Genomic DNA, 17,154 nt, shown 5'->3' on the forward strand with positions numbered 1-17,154 from the left:
TCGCGGAAAGAAACGGAAGTCGTGCAACCAGCCTAGGCCCGACCGACGTGTAGGGCAAACGAGGTTTCCGAATAGGGTTGTGCTAATTTCTCACTTCGAAATAGCCGAGAAGCGCGCATATGCGCTTTACATGTGAGGACACGGTATATGCGCAGAAAAATTCCCAGTACCACCGCGCTGGTCAGTTTTGAAGCGGCGGCCCGCCACGAGAGCTTTACCAAGGCCGCACACGAGCTTTCGATCACTCAAGGCGCCATCTGTCGACAGATCGCCAGCCTTGAGGAGTTTTTGAGTGTCGAGCTGTTTCGGCGCTCACGGCGCGGGGTCAAACTGACGGAAGCCGGGCTTTCGTACAGCCGCCGCGTTGCCACGCAACTGGACGCAGTGGAACGCGACACGCTTTCCGTCATGGGTCAGCAGGGCGCCAACACCATCGAACTGGCCGTGGTCCCGACATTTGGCACTCAATGGCTGATCCCTCGCCTCAAGGATTTCCAACGCAAGCACCCTGAAGTCACAGTAAACCTGACGAACCGAACACGGCCCTTCCTGTTTGCCGACACCGAATTCGACGCCGCTATCTACTTCGGCGATGCCGACTGGTCGGGTACGGAATCACACCGCCTGATGGGAGAAAACCCTGTCCCCGTGTGCAGCCCAAGACTGCTGGCTAACACCACACAATTCAGCCCCCAGGAAATCGCAGAGCTGCCCCTCTTGCAGCAGACGACGAGACCCTACGCCTGGCGCCAATGGTTCAACGCACAGCAATTGAACATACCCCGCGACATGACAGGCCCGCGTTACGAGCTATTCTCGATGTTGTCTCAGGCCGCCATGCATGACATGGGAATCGCGCTGATCCCGCCGTTCCTCATCCAACGCGAACTGGAGGAAGGTCAACTGGTGATTGCAAGCCCCGAGGCGTTGAGCAGCTCAAAGGCTTATTACTTGATGATTCCTGACAGAAAGGTCGAATCAGCCTCATTGCATGCATTCAGGGATTGGCTAATCGACCAGTCACAGCGCTACAACCATAGCATTTAAAGGCCCGCACTGACTTATTGACTCTGTAGTCAGCAAATCTACAGCCCTACAGATATACAAATATGTCGCATTTAAACAGACTGTATCTGTCGAGCAAAAATAAGGCTAGAAGCCATGATCCATATGGCTTGCAGCGACTAATACAAGCCAATAACCGACTATTCACACCAACGATGTCAAAAGGTTAAAAAAACGCCTGCAGCTCTTTAAACCCCTGTATTTGAAGAGGTTATTTCGGGGCATTGCGACAATCGGTCACAGGGTGACTTGTAGTTAATTTTTCGTCACCCGTCATAATCCCTTGAAGGCCGTAAAGTTCGCCTGCAAAATGCCGCGCCCCGCTGTCATTTCAGCGGGATCGTGCTGATCGGCCGCCCCAGTTGCGCCACTCGCGGTGCACTGGCCTTTTTACAAAAAGATCAAAAGCAAAAAGATCATGCAGGAGATTTGACGTGCACATTGGTGTTCCTCTCGAAACCCAGACCGGTGAAACGCGGGTGGCTGCCACCCCGGAAACCATCAAGAAGCTGATCGGCCAGGGCCATAAGGTCACTGTACAAAGCGGAGCCGGCATTAAAGCCAGTGTCGTCGACAGTGCCTATGAAACGGCAGGCGCAACCATTGGCAGTGCCAACGATGCGTTCGGCGCCGAGCTGATCCTCAAGGTGGTTGCCCCTAGCGACAGCGAACTGGCGCTGATCAAAAGCGGCACCGTGTTGGTGGGCATGCTCAATCCGTTCAGCAACGAAACCATTGCCAAGCTCGCAGAGCGTGGCATCACGGCCTTCGCACTTGAAGCAGCACCACGCACCTCGCGGGCCCAAAGCCTCGACGTGCTGTCCTCCCAGGCCAACATCGCCGGCTATAAAGCCGTGTTGCTGGCGGCTCATCACTATCCGCGCTTTATGCCGATGCTGATGACAGCCGCAGGCACCGTGAAGGCTGCACGCGTACTCATTCTCGGCGCCGGCGTGGCAGGCCTGCAGGCCATCGCCACGGCGAAACGCCTGGGTGCGGTGATCGAAGCGTCTGACGTGCGCCCGGCCGTTAAAGAGCAGATCGAATCCCTCGGCGCCAAGTTTGTCGACGTGCCTTACGAGACCGATGAAGAACGCGAGTGCGCCGTCGGCGTCGGAGGTTATGCCCGTCCCATGCCGACCAGCTGGATGCAGCGCCAGGCCCTGGCCGTGCACGAACGCGCAAAGCAAGCAGACATTGTCATCACCACCGCTCTGATCCCAGGCCGCAAGGCACCGACCTTGCTCAGTGCTGAAACCGTCGCACAAATGAAGCCCGGCTCAGTGGTGATCGACCTTGCCGCCGCCCAAGGTGGCAACTGCCCGCTGACAGTCGCCGACCAGGTGGTCGTCGAGAACGGCGTGATCATCTGCGGCCCGACCAACCTGGCCGGCGCTGTCGCCGCCGACGCCTCGGCCCTGTACGCGCGCAACCTGCTGGACTTCCTGAAGCTGGTCTTCACCAAGGAAGGGCAGTTCGAAATCAACCTTGAAGACGACATCGTCGCCGCGTGCCTGATGTGCCGCGACGGCCAAGTCATCCGCAAAAACGCCTAAGCAGGGATTCAGACGATGGAAGAGCTTATCTCCCCCGGTATCTACAATCTGATCATCTTTGTGCTGGCCATTTACGTCGGCTACCACGTGGTCTGGAACGTTACCCCCGCGCTGCACACGCCCTTGATGGCGGTGACCAACGCGATTTCCGCGATCGTGATCGTCGGCGCCATGCTGGCCGCAGCCCTCACCGTCACGCCACTGGGCAAGACCATGGGCACCCTGGCCGTGGCACTTGCAGCGGTCAACGTGTTCGGTGGTTTCCTGGTAACCCGCAGGATGCTTGAGATGTTCAAGAAGAAAGCCCCGAAAGCAAAAGAAGAGGCGCCTAAGTAATGAGCATGAATCTCGTCACGACGCTCTACTTGATCGCGTCGATCTGCTTCATCCAGGCACTCAAGGGCCTGTCGCACCCAACCACTTCGCGGCGCGGCAACCTGTTCGGCATGCTCGGCATGGCGCTGGCCGTCCTTACCACCGTCGGCCTCATTTATAAGTTGGGGGCCGAGCTGGCAACGGCTGGCATTGGCTATGTGATTGTCGGCCTGCTGGTCGGCGGTACCGCTGGCTCCATCATGGCCAAGCGCGTAGAAATGACCAAGATGCCGGAGTTGGTAGCGTTCATGCACAGCATGATCGGCCTGGCCGCGGTGTTCATTGCGATCGCCGCCGTGGTCGAGCCGCAATCCCTGGGCATCGTCAAACACCTGGGTGACTCGATCCCTGCCGGCAACCGCCTGGAGCTGTTCCTCGGCGCAGCCATCGGCGCCATCACCTTCTCCGGTTCGGTGATTGCGTTCGGTAAACTGTCGGGCAAGTACAAGTTCCGCCTGTTCCAGGGCGCGCCGGTACAGTTCGGCGGCCAGCACAAGCTGAACCTAGTGCTTGGTCTAGCAACACTGGGCCTGGGCCTTGCGTTCATGTTCACCGGCAACCTCACCGCCTTCGCGCTGATGCTGGCCCTGGCCTTCGTGCTCGGCGTGCTGATCATCATCCCGATCGGCGGTGCGGACATGCCCGTGGTCGTCTCGATGCTCAACAGCTACTCCGGCTGGGCGGCGGCGGGCATCGGCTTCTCGCTGAACAACTCGATGCTGATCATTGCCGGCTCACTGGTAGGCTCCAGCGGCGCGATCCTGTCGTACATCATGTGCAAGGCGATGAACCGTTCCTTCTTTAATGTACTGCTGGGCGGTTTCGGCAATGCGCCGGATGCCGGTGCAGCGGCAGGCTCCAAAGAAGCACGCCCGGTCAAATCCGGCTCGGCTGACGACGCTACCTTCCTGCTGACGAACGCCGATACCGTGATCATCGTCCCCGGCTACGGCCTGGCGGTGGCGCGGGCGCAACACGCGCTCAAGGAACTGACCGAGAAGCTGACTCACCACGGCGTCACGGTGAAATACGCCATCCATCCGGTCGCGGGCCGTATGCCTGGCCACATGAACGTCCTGCTCGCCGAGGCCGAAGTGCCTTACGACCAAGTGTTCGAGATGGAAGACATCAACTCCGAGTTCGGCCAAGCCGACGTGGTGCTGGTGCTGGGCGCGAACGACGTGGTCAACCCGGCCGCCAAGAACGACCCGAACTCACCGATAGCCGGCATGCCGATTCTCGAAGCCTTCAAGGCCAAGACGATCATCGTCAACAAGCGTTCGATGGCCAGCGGCTACGCCGGTCTGGATAACGAATTGTTCTACCTGGACAAGACCATGATGGTCTTCGGTGATGCCAAGAAGGTTATCGAAGACATGGTCAAAGCCGTCGAGTAACACTGCTTCAGCGCAATACTCGAAACCCCGGCCTGCGATAGGCTGGGGTTTTTTATCACCGCATGAAACCCGACCAAAGGCTCTAAATCGCTGCCTGGCATTCGACCATGGTAGCGGGCCGAATTTTTCTGAAATCACTAAACTGCGCACCTTGCTTCCGTAGCCTGAGATAACAATCCATGTACCGTGATCGTATCCGCTTGCCTTCGTTGTTGAACAAGGTCATGAGCGCGGCAGACGCCGCCGCACTGATCGAGGACGGCATGACCGTCGGCATGAGCGGCTTCACCCGTGCCGGTGAAGCCAAGGCCGTCCCGCACGCCCTGGCCGAACGGGCCAAGACCTCTCCGCTGAAAATCACCCTGATGACCGGCGCCAGCCTGGGCAATGACCTAGACAAGCAACTGACCGAAGCGGGCGTACTGTCCCGGCGCATGCCGTTCCAGGTCGACAGCACCTTACGCAAGGCAATCAACGCCGGCGAAGTGATGTTTATCGACCAGCACCTGTCGGAAACCGTCGAGCAACTGCGCAACAACCAGCTCAAGCTCCCGGATATCGCCGTGATTGAAGCGGTCGCGATCACTGAGCAAGGCCACATCGTACCGACAACGTCTGTAGGCAACTCGGCCAGCTTTGCGATTTTCGCCAAGCAGGTGATTGTCGAGATCAACCTGGCCCACAACCCGAACCTGGAAGGGTTGCACGACATTTATATCCCGACGTACCGGCCAACCCGTACGCCGATCCCGTTGGTGAAGGTCGATGACCGGATTGGCAGTACCGCAATCCCGATCCCGCCGGAAAAGATCGTCGCTATCGTCATCACCAACCAGGCCGACTCCGCCTCCACCGTGACGCCGCCTGACAGCGATACGCAAGGCATTGCCAATCACCTGATCAACTTCCTCAAGCAGGAAGTCGATGCAGGCCGCATGACCAACAAACTCGGTCCGTTGCAGGCCGGTATCGGCAATATCGCCAACGCCGTGATGTGTGGCTTGATCGAATCGCCGTTCGAAGACCTGACCATGTATTCGGAAGTGTTGCAGGATTCGACCTTCGACCTGATCGACGCGGGCAAACTGAGTTTCGCTTCGGGCAGCTCGATCACCTTGTCGGAACGCCGCAATGCCGACGTGTTCGGTAACCTGGAGAAGTACAAGGACAAACTGGTACTGCGCCCGCAAGAGATCTCCAACCACCCTGAAGTGGTGCGTCGCCTAGGCATCATCGGCATCAACACCGCGCTGGAGTTCGACATCTACGGCAACGTCAACTCCACCCACGTCTGCGGTACGCGGATGATGAACGGCATTGGCGGATCCGGGGATTTTGCGCGCAACGCACACCTGGCGATCTTTGTTACCAAATCCATTGCCAAGGGCGGGGCGATTTCCAGCGTGGTACCGATGGTCAGCCATGTGGACCACACCGAGCATGACGTCGATATCCTGGTCACCGAGGTTGGGCTTGCCGACCTGCGTGGCTTGGCGCCACGGGAGCGCGCCCGGGTGATCATCGATAACTGTGTTCACCCCGCCTACCGGGATGCCTTGAACAGTTACTTTAACGCTGCCTGCGCCATCGGCGGGCACACGCCGCATATCCTGCGCGAAGCACTGAGCTGGCACATCAACCTGGAAGAAAGCGGGCACATGCTCAAGGCGTGATTGATACAGAGTCGTGCTGATGCAAACACAGTTTCATCAGCTCGACGCTTTCCCTGCCACTTCTTGAAAAAACTGTACTGCTGTACCGGTCATTTCCTACCGAAATCTCCCACATACCTCCTCTAAAAAGCCAATTTCGCACTATTTCAGTGCGGACAGGTACAGTTGCCCCATTTCCGTACAGTACAGCGCCTATAAACAGTTAACTGGCCCCTCACAATACAGGTGAACTGTATCTAGAGAGTCTTGCGCCGGAAGAGGATCATTGGCATCAGTTAAACCACTACCTAATCCCGCCACAAGCGGAAGGATGTCATCATGGAACGTACACTCAGTTCCGATCTGTTCTTTGAAGAAAAAGCTGTAAACACCCAGGCTTCCCTGCCTCTGCGCGTTATCGCCAACCTGATGTTGTGGCAGCGCCGCATCTCCAGCCGCCACCAACTGGCTCGCCTGGATTCGCGTCTGCTGGCTGACGCAGGCATCAGCGAAGCTCAACGCTACGAAGAGCTGAGCAAGCCGTTCTGGCGCTGATTTAGCGCCCGCTGGCCCTGACCTAACGGGTCCACCGCCAGCACCCAGATTTGTCAAAGCAAAGCCCGCCCCGGGATACTGGAGGCGGGCTTTGTTGTTTCCGAGGTGAAGGTTTTCAACGGGAAAACAGTGGCTTCAATCGGCGACAAGTACAGTTTAAAAAACACAACAGTTAAGCAGTACAATTCAACCCGAGTGTATCTGTATCGGTCACGTCCCCTCGCTCAACATGGTGTTCCAAGACCTCATGAAAGGTGCACGCCATGGATACGCCACCCCTCCGTTATAAACGGTTGTTACGCCATACGGCCTCCACGCTCGCCAAGTGGCTGCGCCTGGCCTATGAACGCCGCCAACTGTCGCAGCTTGATAGCCGGGAACTGTCCGATTTGGGCATCAGCCACGGCGACCGGATGGCAGAGCTGTCCAAACCGTTCTGGCGTGACTAGGCAGTCAAGACGCTTCCCGAACGGATAAGCGGCGGCTTAATATCCAGTCACCACGTGGCGAACCACGTAGTACAGGCGTCTGATCCCCAATGGCTGCCCTGCGCCGCCTTATTCGTTCATCTACAGGAGTCATCCCATGTCCCGTCTTCGCCTGCTGAGTGCCGCTGCCCTGTTGGCCATGGCTGCCAACGCCAACGCGACCAGCTTCATCGTGACCACCGACTCCATCGTCGGCGCGTTGAAGGCCACCTCCGACGCCAGTTCCGATGCCACGTCGTCCCTGCGGGACAACAAAGTCGTGCGTGCCGCCCGCGACGACGCTGCCAGCTTTGTTGCCAGCGAAGGCGCCATCCGTGGCGTGAAACTGGAAAGCGCACTGGCACAGATCCGCCAACAAGCACCACAACTGAACAGCGCGACAGACGCACAGCTGGCGCAGGCGATCCTGGCTATCTGAATGCAGGGTTGATGCCTGGGCGCTGGTTCTAGCCCGGGCATTAAGCTAGCCTTGGCGCTCGTTTTCAGTTGTCGAGTCCCATGGCTTTTTCATACCGCCTTTTACGAGTTCCCGTATTGCTTTGCACGGCTTGGGCGCCAGTGGCGTTCGCCTTCGACCTGAGCACCCAAAGCACCGTCGTCAGCGCGTATGCCACCAGCAAGGTGACTTCCGCGCCTTTCGACAGAAAAGTGATAATGGCTGCTCAGGATGACGCTGCCGCGTTTATCGCCACTGACGGCCAACGGCGAGGGGCACGGCTGGAGTCGGCGCTGGATTATCTGCGCCGCAGCCAACCAAAACTTAACGCCAGCGACCTTGAACTGGCGCAAGCAATTCTCGTCCAATAATCATCTTTGTATTCCGGAGTCATCTCATGCGTAGCCCGCTGATTGCCGCCACCCTTGGCCTACTGTTGTTGGCCGACGTTGCCCAGGCACAGACCCTGGTGGCCACCAGTAACATCATTGTTCGCGCCTCTGGCCGCACGATTGATTTCACCTCGGACACCACCACCTCCATCCGCGACTCCAAAGTCGTGCGCGATGCCCACGACGACGCTGCCAGCTTCGTGGCTACCAAAGGCGAGATCCGTGGCGCGCAGCTGGAAGCCGCCTTCGACACCCTGCGCACCCGTTTGCCGGAAGCCCGCGACGCCAGTGACCAGACCCTCGCCGAAGCTATCCTCGCACTGTGAGGCGAATTGCCGCCTGGCTCCTGGCCGGGGTTGTGCTGCTGTGTGCCAGTGCAGCCCAGGCCGACCTGCAACTGCGGCTCAAGACCGATGGCTTGAGCCCGGCTGAACAACAGGCCAGCCGGGCGTTGCTCGACGAAGCGCTGCGCGCTTTGCCGCCGCGCTTCATCGAGCAGTTGGACCGACGCATCGATGTCGGCTGGACCGACAAGATGCCCGAGAACGCCTATGGGCAAGCCTCCCTGGTGTCCGAGCTGGACCTCAACCGCAACCTGCTCGCCAGCCTGACCGACGGCAGCGCCGCCACCCAGAAAACCAATCGCCCCCACGGTACCGTGCGCCGGGAAATGCTCGCCACCGTGCTGCATGAATTGACCCACATTTATGACCGTGCACGCTTGTGGTCCAAAGCAGACCGCGCACTGATCAACCGCTGCAGCCGCCAGAACAGCATCACTGGCTTGATCGGCCTGCCTGATCAATGCCGCGGCCAGAATGACCGACGCTTTACCCTCAGCGATGACCCACGTCTGCTGGACCTTGCCGGCTGGCCGCAATACGTCGGCCGCCGCGGTGAGCGTGAACAAAACAACCATCAGGTTGCCCGCAGCCCGGACATCTACGAAACCACCAGCCCGTTGGAGTTCGTGGCGGTCAATATGGAGTATTTCCTGCTTGACCCGAGCTACGCCTGCCGCCGTCCCTCGCTGTTCCGTTACTACAAAGAACACTTTGGCTGGGCGCCGCCGAATCAAAGCGCCTGCGCCAACACCTACGCATTCCTAAACGCCGGCAACGACTTCGCCAAGACGCCACTGGGCCACGTGGACCCGGAGCGCGTCTACGAAATCGACTACCTGCTGGCCGAAGCCAACCAGAACCTGGTGAGCCGCTGGGGCCACAGCATGTTGCGCCTGGTGATCTGCGCGCCAGGTCGTCCGCGTGGGCCGGATTGTCGGCTGGATCTGGACCAGCATCTGGTGTTGTCCTACCGCGCGTTCGTCGGCGACGTACAGCTGTCGAGCTGGGACGGACTGGTCGGCAAATACCCGTCTCGCCTGTTTGTGCTACCGCTGGCGCAAGTGATCGACGAGTACACCAAGACCGAGTTGCGCGGCCTGGCCTCCGTGCCGCTGAAACTGACCCGCCAGGAAATCAACGACACCGTCGAACATGCCGCCGAGATGCACTGGAGCTACGACGGCAACTACTTCTTTATTTCCAACAACTGTGCAGTAGAGAGCCTGAAACTGTTGCGCAGCGGCAGCGCCAACCCGCAACTGACCGGCCTGGACAACATCACCCCCAACGGCTTGCTTGAGGTATTGAGTGCCCGTGGCCTGGCCGACACCAGTGTGCTGGACGACAAACGCAGGGCATTGCGCCTGGGCTATCACTTCGATTCCTTCCGCGAGCGTTATCAGGCGATGTTCGATGTGCTGCGCAAACACTTGCCGATCAAACAGACCCAAGTCGAAGACTGGCTGTCCCTCAGTGCCGAGGAGCGTCGCCAGTGGTTAGGCCAGGCTGATCTGCGCACCAGCGCCGCATTGTTGCTGCTTGAGCAGGCGAGCTTTCGCAAACAGTTGATGCTGGCCCAGGACGAAGTCAAACAACGCTACCTCGGCGCCCGTGAGCTGAAAAACGGCGGCATGGAGAAGGCCAACGCCACGCTGCAACAAATCCTCGCCAACAGTGGCTTCCTCAGCCGCCCGGCAGAACTGCTGGGCAGTGGCGGCTATGGCCTGCCGCAACCGTCGGAGGCCGAGCGCCTGGAATCGGAAAGCGCCGAGCGTCAGAAGCAGCTGCAATCCCTTACGGGCGAACTCGATAAAGAGGTGAGGGCGTTGCTGGATCCCTCCCGTTCCGCCGAGATTGCCGCTTGCGAAGCCAACATCAAGCAGGTGGGCGAGCACTTGCGGGCATTGCATAAAGCGGCGGGCGGCCTGGAGCTCCCGTAAGAGTCTCACGCCAAACACCATTCGAATGTGGGAACTGGCTTGCCTGCGATCGCATCACCTCTGTTCAACTGAACGACCGAGGTGTCTGCATCGCAGGCAAGCCAGCTCCCACAGTTGAACTGTGTAAACCTGAAGACCGTATGTCTGGCCTTCATCACCTGTTTTTCCAGCGAAAGCTGGCTGAAAGCTTACCCGTCTAGGATCGCCCCCACTGCCGGCAACAGACCGGCTGTTAACAACAACAATGGTGATTCCCGATGTCCGCCCGTACCCGCCTGTTTGCCCCAACTCCACCCGTACGCCTCGTGCCTTTCGTTCTGCGCTGACCTCCACCCGGTCCGCCTTTCCCTAGCCGCGCTACGCCTGGAGTATTCCTATGCTGACTTTCCTTGGCTTTGCCATGGTCATCACGTTCATGTTCCTGATCATGACCAAGCGCCTGTCCGCGCTGATCGCCTTGATCATCGTGCCGATCCTGTTCGCGCTGTTCGGTGGTTTCGCACCGAAGATCGGCCCGATGATGCTCGAAGGCATCACCAAGCTCGCGCCGACCGGCGTGATGCTGATGTTTGCCATCCTCTACTTTGCCCTGATGATCGACTCTGGCCTGTTCGACCCGGCCGTGCGCAAGATCCTCAAGATGGTCAAAGGTGATCCGCTCAAAGTCTCCGTCGGCACCGCAGTGCTGGCCCTGGTCGTGTCCCTCGACGGTGACGGCGCGACCACCTACATGATCTGCGTGGCCGCCATGTTGCCGCTGTACCAGCGCATCGGCATGAGCCCGCGGATCATGGCCGGCTTGATCATTCTCGCCGGTGGCGTGATGAACATGACCCCTTGGGGCGGCCCGACCGCCCGAGCCGCCAGTGCGCTGCATGTGGACCCATCGGATATTTTCGTTCCGATGATCCCGGCCATGGCCGCCGGCGTGGTCGCGATCCTGGTGATCGCCTACTGGTACGGCAAGCGTGAGCGTGCGCGCTTGGGTGAACTGCACCTGCAAGGTGACGAGATCGACCACAGTGAAATCAGCGTGTCGCAATTCCCGGATGCCCGCCGTCCGAAGCTGATCTGGTTCAACGGCGCGCTCACCCTGGCACTGATGTGCACACTGATCGCCGGCCTGTTGCCGCTGCCGGTGCTGTTCATGGTGGCGTTCAGCATCGCGATGATCGTCAACTACCCGTGCCTGCAACAGCAGAAAGACCGCGTCGCCGCCCACGCCGGCAGCGTACTGGCGGTAGTCGGGCTGATCTTCGCCGCAGGTATCTTCACCGGCATCCTGTCCGGTACCGGCATGGTCGATGCCATGTCCAAGAGCCTGCTGGCGGTCATCCCGGAAGCCATGGGCCCGTACCTGGCCGTGATCACCGCGCTGGTGAGCATGCCGTTCACCTTCTTCATGTCCAACGACGCGTTCTACTACGGCGTGCTGCCCGTACTGGCCGAAGCTGCCAGCCACTACGGCATCACTGCCGTGGAAATGGCTCGCGCCTCCATCGTTGGCCAGCCGGTACACTTGCTCAGCCCTCTGGTCCCTTCGACTTACCTGCTGGTGGCCCTGGCCGGTATCGAATTTGGCGATCACCAGCGCTTCACCCTGAAGTGGGCAGTGCTCGTGTGCCTGTGCATAATGTTCGCCGCATTGCTGATGGGGATTTTTCCGCTGTTCAGCACTCTATAATCGTACCGACTCACCCACCGCGCGGCGCTGCAGCTTGCGCGGTTTAACACTTGCTCAAAGGAATAAACATGGAATGGCTGACCAATCCGGAAATCTGGATTGCCTTCTTCACCCTGACGGCCCTCGAGATCGTCCTGGGCATCGATAACATCATCATGATTTCGATCCTGGTCAGCCGCATGCCCAAGCATATGCAGGCGCGTACTCGGATCTTCGGCCTGGCGCTGGCGATGGTCACGCGCATCCTGTTGCTGCTGTCGATCACCTGGGTGATGCAACTGACCAACGACCTGTTCGTGGTGTTCGGCCAGGGCATCTCCGGTCGCGACCTGATCCTGTTCTTCGGTGGCCTGTTCCTGCTGTGGAAAAGCTCCCAGGAGATGTACCACGCGCTGGAAGGTGAAGACGAAACCCACGACGAGCCGAAGGGCGCCGGTGGCAAGTTCATCTACACCATCATTCAGATCGCGATCATCGACATCGTGTTCTCCCTGGACTCGGTGATCACCGCGGTGGGCATGGTCTCGCACGTACCGGTGATGGTCGCAGCGATCGTCGTGGCGGTACTGGTGATGATGCTGGCTGCCGGCACCATCAGCGAGTTCATCGACAAGCACCCTTCACTGAAGATGCTGGCGCTGTCGTTCCTGCTGGTCGTCGGTACCGTGCTGATCGCCGAATCCTTCGATGTGCACGTGCCAAAAGGCTACGTCTACTTCGCCATGGCGTTCTCGCTGGCGGTGGAAGCGGTGAACATCAAGATGCGCACTGCCATCGCGAAAAAGAAGAAACAGCAGGATCCTGTGAAACTGCGCAAAGATATCCCGGGTCAATAACACTGACTCGCTGCTGAAAAAGGGGCTTTCGAGCCCCTTTTTTTCGTCTGCAAAAAGCTGATTTCATGACAGTTTTGTTTCAATCCCCAGTTTAGCTATGCGATGCTGGCGCAGAACCCATTCGCCAACTACAGCTTAATCACTAGACGTAGAACGGCAGCGGCAATTCTCATTTGCGTCGATTGGCGCACACCCACACGGGGGGCCGAGCATGCTGACCTTGCTCAATCTGCTTTCCGCCGTGACCCTGCTTATCTGGGGCACGCACATCGTCCGTACCGGCATCCTGCGGGTCTACGGTTCCAACTTGCGCCAAGTCATCGGGCAGAACATGTCCAAGCGCTGGCTGGCGTTTATCGCCGGTATCCTGGTGACTGCCATGGTGCAGAGCAGCAACGCCACGGCGATGCTGGTGACGTCCTTTGTCGGCCAGGGCTTGATGGGGCTGATGCCCGCCCTGGCGACGATGCTCGGCGCCGACGTCGGTACGGCGCTGATGGCGAGGGTGCTGACGTTTGACTTGTCCTGGCTATCGCCACTGCTGATCTTTCTCGGGGTGATTTTCTTCCTGTCGCGCAAACAGACGCGGGCAGGGCAGTTGGGACGCGTGGGGATCGGCCTCGGGCTGATCATTCTCGCGCTGCAACTCATCGTCGAAGCCGCTGGGCCTATCACCCATGCCCAGGGCGTCAAGGTGCTGTTCGCTTCCTTGACCGGCGACATCCTGCTCGACGCCTTGGTCGGCGCCTTATTCGCGATGATCTCCTACTCCAGCCTGGCCGCCGTCCTACTGACCGCCACCCTGGCCGGCGCCGGTGTGATCGGCTTGCACGTAGCCATCGGCCTGGTGATCGGCGCCAATATCGGCAGCGGCGTGCTGGCCTTCCTCAGCACCAGCATGCAGAACGCCGCCGGTCGCCAAGTCGCGCTGGGCAGCCTGTTGTACAAATTGATCGGCCTGTTGCTGATCATTCCAGTACTCGACCCGCTGGTGCTGTGGATGGACGGCCTGGACTACAGCGCCCAAGGTATGGTCATCACCTTCCACCTGCTCTACAACGTCACGCGTTGCCTCATTCTGCTGCCCACCATCGGGCCGATGGCACGGCTGTGTGCCTGGCTGCTGCCCGAGCGCGAAGAAACCAATGGCAAGGCCAAACCCCGTCATCTGGACCTGGCCGCGCTCGCCACGCCGAGCCTGGCATTGGCCAACGCTGCTCGGGAAACACTGCGCCTGGGCGACCTGATCGACAACATGCTCACCGCCATGCAGGAAGTACTGCGCGGCAAACAGACGGCCATCACCCAGGAAATGCGCAGCCTCAGCGACGACGTCGAATCGCTGTACAGCGCGATCAAACTCTACCTGGCGCAAATGCCCCGCGAAGACCTCAGCGAGCAAGACAGCCGGCGCTGGGCTGAAATCATCGAGCTGTCGATCAACCTGAAACTGGCCGGCGACCTGATCGAACGCATGCTGCGCAAAGTCCAGCAGCAGAAAACCTCCCAGCGTCGCCAGTTTTCCGAAGTCGGCCTGGAAGAACTCACCGGCCTGCACAGCCAATTGATCGCCAACCTGCGCCTGGGCCTGTCGGTGTTCCTCAGCGCCGACCCGGAAAGCGCTCGCCAATTGCTGCGCGAAAAACGCCGCTTCCGCGCCCAGGAACGCCGCCTGGCCCATGCCCACGTGAGCCGCTTGCAGCGAAAAATCGTACAGAGTCTGGAGACCAGTTCCCTGCACCTGGAACTGATTGCGGACATGAAACGCCTCAACTCGTTGTTTTGCAGCAGTGCTTATGTAGTGTTGGAAACGTCCGACACCGGCGCGCTTTCCGCCGAAGATATTGCCGACATCACACATTCGCCCTGAACGGATGATGGCCCGTGAAGTCAGTTAACATTGACCTCACACGCCAGGAAGCTTGTTATGCGTCGCCTGTTGTTCGCTTGCCTACTCATGGGTTCTGCCCACGCCTTTGCCTTTGACCGTCTGCAAGTCGAGGGCTACACCTTGCCCAATGGCCTGCAATTGTTGCTCAAACCGGGCACCGAGCGCGGGCATGTGGCGATCCGCCTGGTGGTGGGCGTGGGCCTGGATGACTTCGGCTGCGAAGACAAGGAATTGCCACACCTGCTGGAACACTTGCTGTTCAGCGGCATCGACGGTGGCGGCGAAGGCGAGCTGGAAGACCGCATGCAGGCCCTGGGCGGCGAGTGGAACGCCTACACCAGCAACGCCGATACCACCTTCGTGATCGAGGCGCCCGCGCAGAACCAGCGCAAGGTGCTGGACCTGCTGCTGGCGATCATCACTCGCACCGAACTGACCGACGCCAATATCAACGCCGCCAAGCGCGTGGTCGAACGCGAAGACGGCGGCCACTACTCACACCTGCAACGCCTGCTGGACCGTCAGGACTTGGGCCACACGGCCAGCAACCAGCTGGCCGTTGAACTGGGGCTCAAGTGCGCCGAACGCGCCCAGGTCGACCACCTGACCCGCGACCAGTTGGAGAACCTGCGCAAACACTGGTACGCGCCCAACAACATGACCCTGATCATCGTCGGCGACCTCGACAAACTGCTGCCGGCCTATCTGGAACGCACCTACGGCCAACTCGAACCGGTCGAGCCCAGCGAACATTTGGCGCTGCCTGAGATCCAGCACGCCGCCGCCAGCCATCGTGAACTCATCCACGGCTGGGTCGGCGACGGTGCCAAGCTGCACTGGCTGTTCCCTGAACCTGTGCTGGACGACGGGCATGACGAAACCTACGACCTGCTCAAGGACTACCTCGACTGGGCGTTGTACCGCCAACTGCGCCTCAAGCATGGTTTGTCCTACGGCCCGTGGAGCGAGCGCGAAGTACTCGGCGGCGTTGGTTTCCTCAGCCTGAATGCCGACCTTGAGCGGGAAAATCTTCCCGAAGCCGAACAGGTACTCCAGGACCTCAAGGCACACCTGCTCAAGGACGGTCTCGACCCGGCGGTATTCGCCCGCCTGCAACAAGCCGCCATCGCCCGTCAGGCCTGGGCGGTGCAGGGCAACAGCGCGTTGGCCGATTACTACTGGAGCGCATCCGGCGATTACAACAAAGGTCACTTCAGCGACCCGGTCAAACGCATCAAAGCCGTGAGCCTGGACCAGACCAACCAGGCCATGCGCGACGTGTTCAAGCAGCCGGGCTACTGGCGCATCGAAAAACCGCTGCTGAGCTACGATGCTCTGAGCTGGATCGGCGCCGGGCTGCTCGGCTTCATCGCTATTGTATTGATCGGGCTACGGAGTTATCGCAAACGGATCGCGTAATGAGGCACCGAACGCCAGGCTAAGACGCTATTCTGTCTGGGATTTTTTCCTACAAAGACTGCGAACTGTCGAATGCAAACCCTGACCCGCTTGATCACCCGCATCCTCGAACTGATGAAGCGTTACCCAGGGGTGATTGCACTCGGCGGCTTCATCTCGGGTGTGGGCAGCTTCATCCTGGTGGATCGCCAGCAGGGCATGGCCAGTTGGATCGCGGTGATCATGCTGGTGAGCTGGCTGTGGCTGATGTTGGAAAACAGCTTCACCCAGCTGTTCGCCCAGGTCTTCAAGCGCGAAATCCCCGAACCGCTGCTGCGCTACGCGACCCAGATGATCCACCAGGAAAGTCTGTTTTTTGTGTTGCCGTTCTTTTTCATCACCACAGCGTGGAACAGCGGCCAATCGATTTTCACCGGCCTTCTCGGCGCGGCGGCGCTGGTGTCGATCGTCGACCCGCTGTACTACAAATGGCTGGCGCCCAAACGCTCACTGTTTCTCGCGCTGCACACCTTCACCCTGTTCGCCGCGCTGCTCACCGCGTTGCCGATCATTCTGCACCTGACCACTGCCGAGAGTTACAAACTCGCCTTGGGCGTGGCCATGGCATTGTCGATTCCAAGCCTGGCAGTGAGCTTGCCGCTGCGCAGTATCAAAGGCTGGGCGATGTTGCTCGGGGTCACGGCTGCGATTGGTTGCGCCGGGTGGTTCCTGCGCAGTTGGGTGCCACCGGCCACCTTGTGGATGACCGAAGTGGCCATCAGCACCGAGTTGCAAGACCGCACGCCAGGCGACGATCTCAAGGAAGTCACCGCCGCCCAACTGCGCAGCGGCGGGCTGTACGCCTACACCGCGATCAACGCGCCGCGCGGGTTGGACGAGCGGATCTATCACGTGTGGCAATTCAACGGTAAAGAGGTCGACCGTATCGCCCTGGATATTCACGGCGGGCGCAAAGAGGGCTATCGCGCCTGGACCCACAAGCAGAACTTCCCCGGCGACGCCGTAGGCCGCTGGCAGGTACGGGTGCTGACCGAAGACGGGCAGGTGATCGGCGTGCTGCGCTTCAAAGTGACGGACTCAGCACAAACGGACAACCCAAAGTAGGCAGGTTCATGCTATTACGT

16 protein-coding genes are annotated in these 17,154 nt (G+C 59.6%); all 16 read left to right on the forward strand.

All coding sequences use genetic code 11. The features are described 5' to 3' along the window. The first annotated feature begins 147 nt into the window (after nucleotides 1–147). A complete protein-coding gene (locus tag AB4O08_RS11950; RefSeq protein WP_038452478.1) occupies nucleotides 148–1,047 on the forward strand; it encodes a LysR family transcriptional regulator in 900 nt (299 codons plus the stop codon). A gap of 452 nt (nucleotides 1,048–1,499) precedes the next feature. After that, complete coding sequence (locus AB4O08_RS11955; RefSeq protein WP_010207879.1) at nucleotides 1,500–2,621, forward strand: Re/Si-specific NAD(P)(+) transhydrogenase subunit alpha; 1,122 nt, start codon at nucleotides 1,500–1,502, stop codon at nucleotides 2,619–2,621. A gap of 15 nt (nucleotides 2,622–2,636) precedes the next feature. Then, entirely contained in the window at nucleotides 2,637–2,957 is a 321-nt protein-coding gene (locus AB4O08_RS11960; protein ID WP_003220416.1) for an NAD(P) transhydrogenase subunit alpha part 2, read from the forward strand. After that, on the forward strand, nucleotides 2,957–4,393 hold the full coding sequence (locus tag AB4O08_RS11965; RefSeq protein WP_021491387.1) for an NAD(P)(+) transhydrogenase (Re/Si-specific) subunit beta: 1,437 nt from the start codon (nucleotides 2,957–2,959) through the stop codon (nucleotides 4,391–4,393). The genes AB4O08_RS11960 and AB4O08_RS11965 overlap by 1 nt, the downstream gene beginning before the upstream one ends. Nucleotides 4,394–4,572: 179 nt before the next feature. After that, nucleotides 4,573–6,066 (forward strand): acetyl-CoA hydrolase/transferase family protein, encoded by a 1,494-nt coding sequence (locus AB4O08_RS11970; RefSeq protein ID WP_305436785.1) that lies wholly within the window; start codon nucleotides 4,573–4,575, stop codon nucleotides 6,064–6,066. 318 nt (nucleotides 6,067–6,384) lie between these two features. Then, nucleotides 6,385–6,600: a DUF1127 domain-containing protein gene (locus tag AB4O08_RS11975; RefSeq protein ID WP_010168694.1), complete on the forward strand. Its 216-nt coding sequence runs from the start codon at nucleotides 6,385–6,387 to the stop codon at nucleotides 6,598–6,600. A 263-nt stretch (nucleotides 6,601–6,863) separates the two neighbouring features. After that, nucleotides 6,864–7,049: a DUF1127 domain-containing protein gene (locus AB4O08_RS11980; protein ID WP_010207870.1), complete on the forward strand. Its 186-nt coding sequence runs from the start codon at nucleotides 6,864–6,866 to the stop codon at nucleotides 7,047–7,049. A 136-nt stretch (nucleotides 7,050–7,185) separates the two neighbouring features. After that, on the forward strand, nucleotides 7,186–7,506 hold the full coding sequence (locus AB4O08_RS11985; RefSeq protein ID WP_042571129.1) for a DUF2388 domain-containing protein: 321 nt from the start codon (nucleotides 7,186–7,188) through the stop codon (nucleotides 7,504–7,506). Nucleotides 7,507–7,586: 80 nt separating this feature from the next. Next, on the forward strand, nucleotides 7,587–7,895 hold the full coding sequence (locus AB4O08_RS11990) for a DUF2388 domain-containing protein (protein WP_106119450.1): 309 nt from the start codon (nucleotides 7,587–7,589) through the stop codon (nucleotides 7,893–7,895). Between the two features lie 26 nt (nucleotides 7,896–7,921). Further along, nucleotides 7,922–8,242 (forward strand): DUF2388 domain-containing protein, encoded by a 321-nt coding sequence (locus AB4O08_RS11995; protein ID WP_047542360.1) that lies wholly within the window; start codon nucleotides 7,922–7,924, stop codon nucleotides 8,240–8,242. Beyond that, nucleotides 8,239–10,200: a DUF7844 domain-containing protein gene (locus AB4O08_RS12000; RefSeq protein WP_460114149.1), complete on the forward strand. Its 1,962-nt coding sequence runs from the start codon at nucleotides 8,239–8,241 to the stop codon at nucleotides 10,198–10,200. The genes AB4O08_RS11995 and AB4O08_RS12000 overlap by 4 nt, the downstream gene beginning before the upstream one ends. 376 nt (nucleotides 10,201–10,576) lie before the next feature. Further along, nucleotides 10,577–11,884: a CitMHS family transporter gene (locus tag AB4O08_RS12005; protein WP_010207864.1), complete on the forward strand. Its 1,308-nt coding sequence runs from the start codon at nucleotides 10,577–10,579 to the stop codon at nucleotides 11,882–11,884. A gap of 68 nt (nucleotides 11,885–11,952) precedes the next feature. Next, nucleotides 11,953–12,720, forward strand: coding sequence for a TerC family protein (locus AB4O08_RS12010; protein WP_010207863.1), 768 nt, complete (start codon nucleotides 11,953–11,955; stop codon nucleotides 12,718–12,720). A gap of 211 nt (nucleotides 12,721–12,931) precedes the next feature. Further along, a complete protein-coding gene (locus tag AB4O08_RS12015) occupies nucleotides 12,932–14,590 on the forward strand; it encodes a Na/Pi cotransporter family protein (RefSeq protein ID WP_021491392.1) in 1,659 nt (552 codons plus the stop codon). A 57-nt stretch (nucleotides 14,591–14,647) separates the two neighbouring features. Beyond that, the gene (locus AB4O08_RS12020) at nucleotides 14,648–16,030 is read left to right on the forward strand and encodes a M16 family metallopeptidase (RefSeq protein WP_010207858.1); all 1,383 of its coding nucleotides are present in this window, start codon (nucleotides 14,648–14,650) and stop codon (nucleotides 16,028–16,030) included. Nucleotides 16,031–16,102: 72 nt separating this feature from the next. Beyond that, on the forward strand, nucleotides 16,103–17,134 hold the full coding sequence (locus AB4O08_RS12025; protein WP_010207857.1) for a DUF5924 family protein: 1,032 nt from the start codon (nucleotides 16,103–16,105) through the stop codon (nucleotides 17,132–17,134). Nucleotides 17,135–17,154 lie beyond the last annotated feature (20 nt).

It is taken from the genome of Pseudomonas sp. H3_E07 (assembly GCF_054668895.1).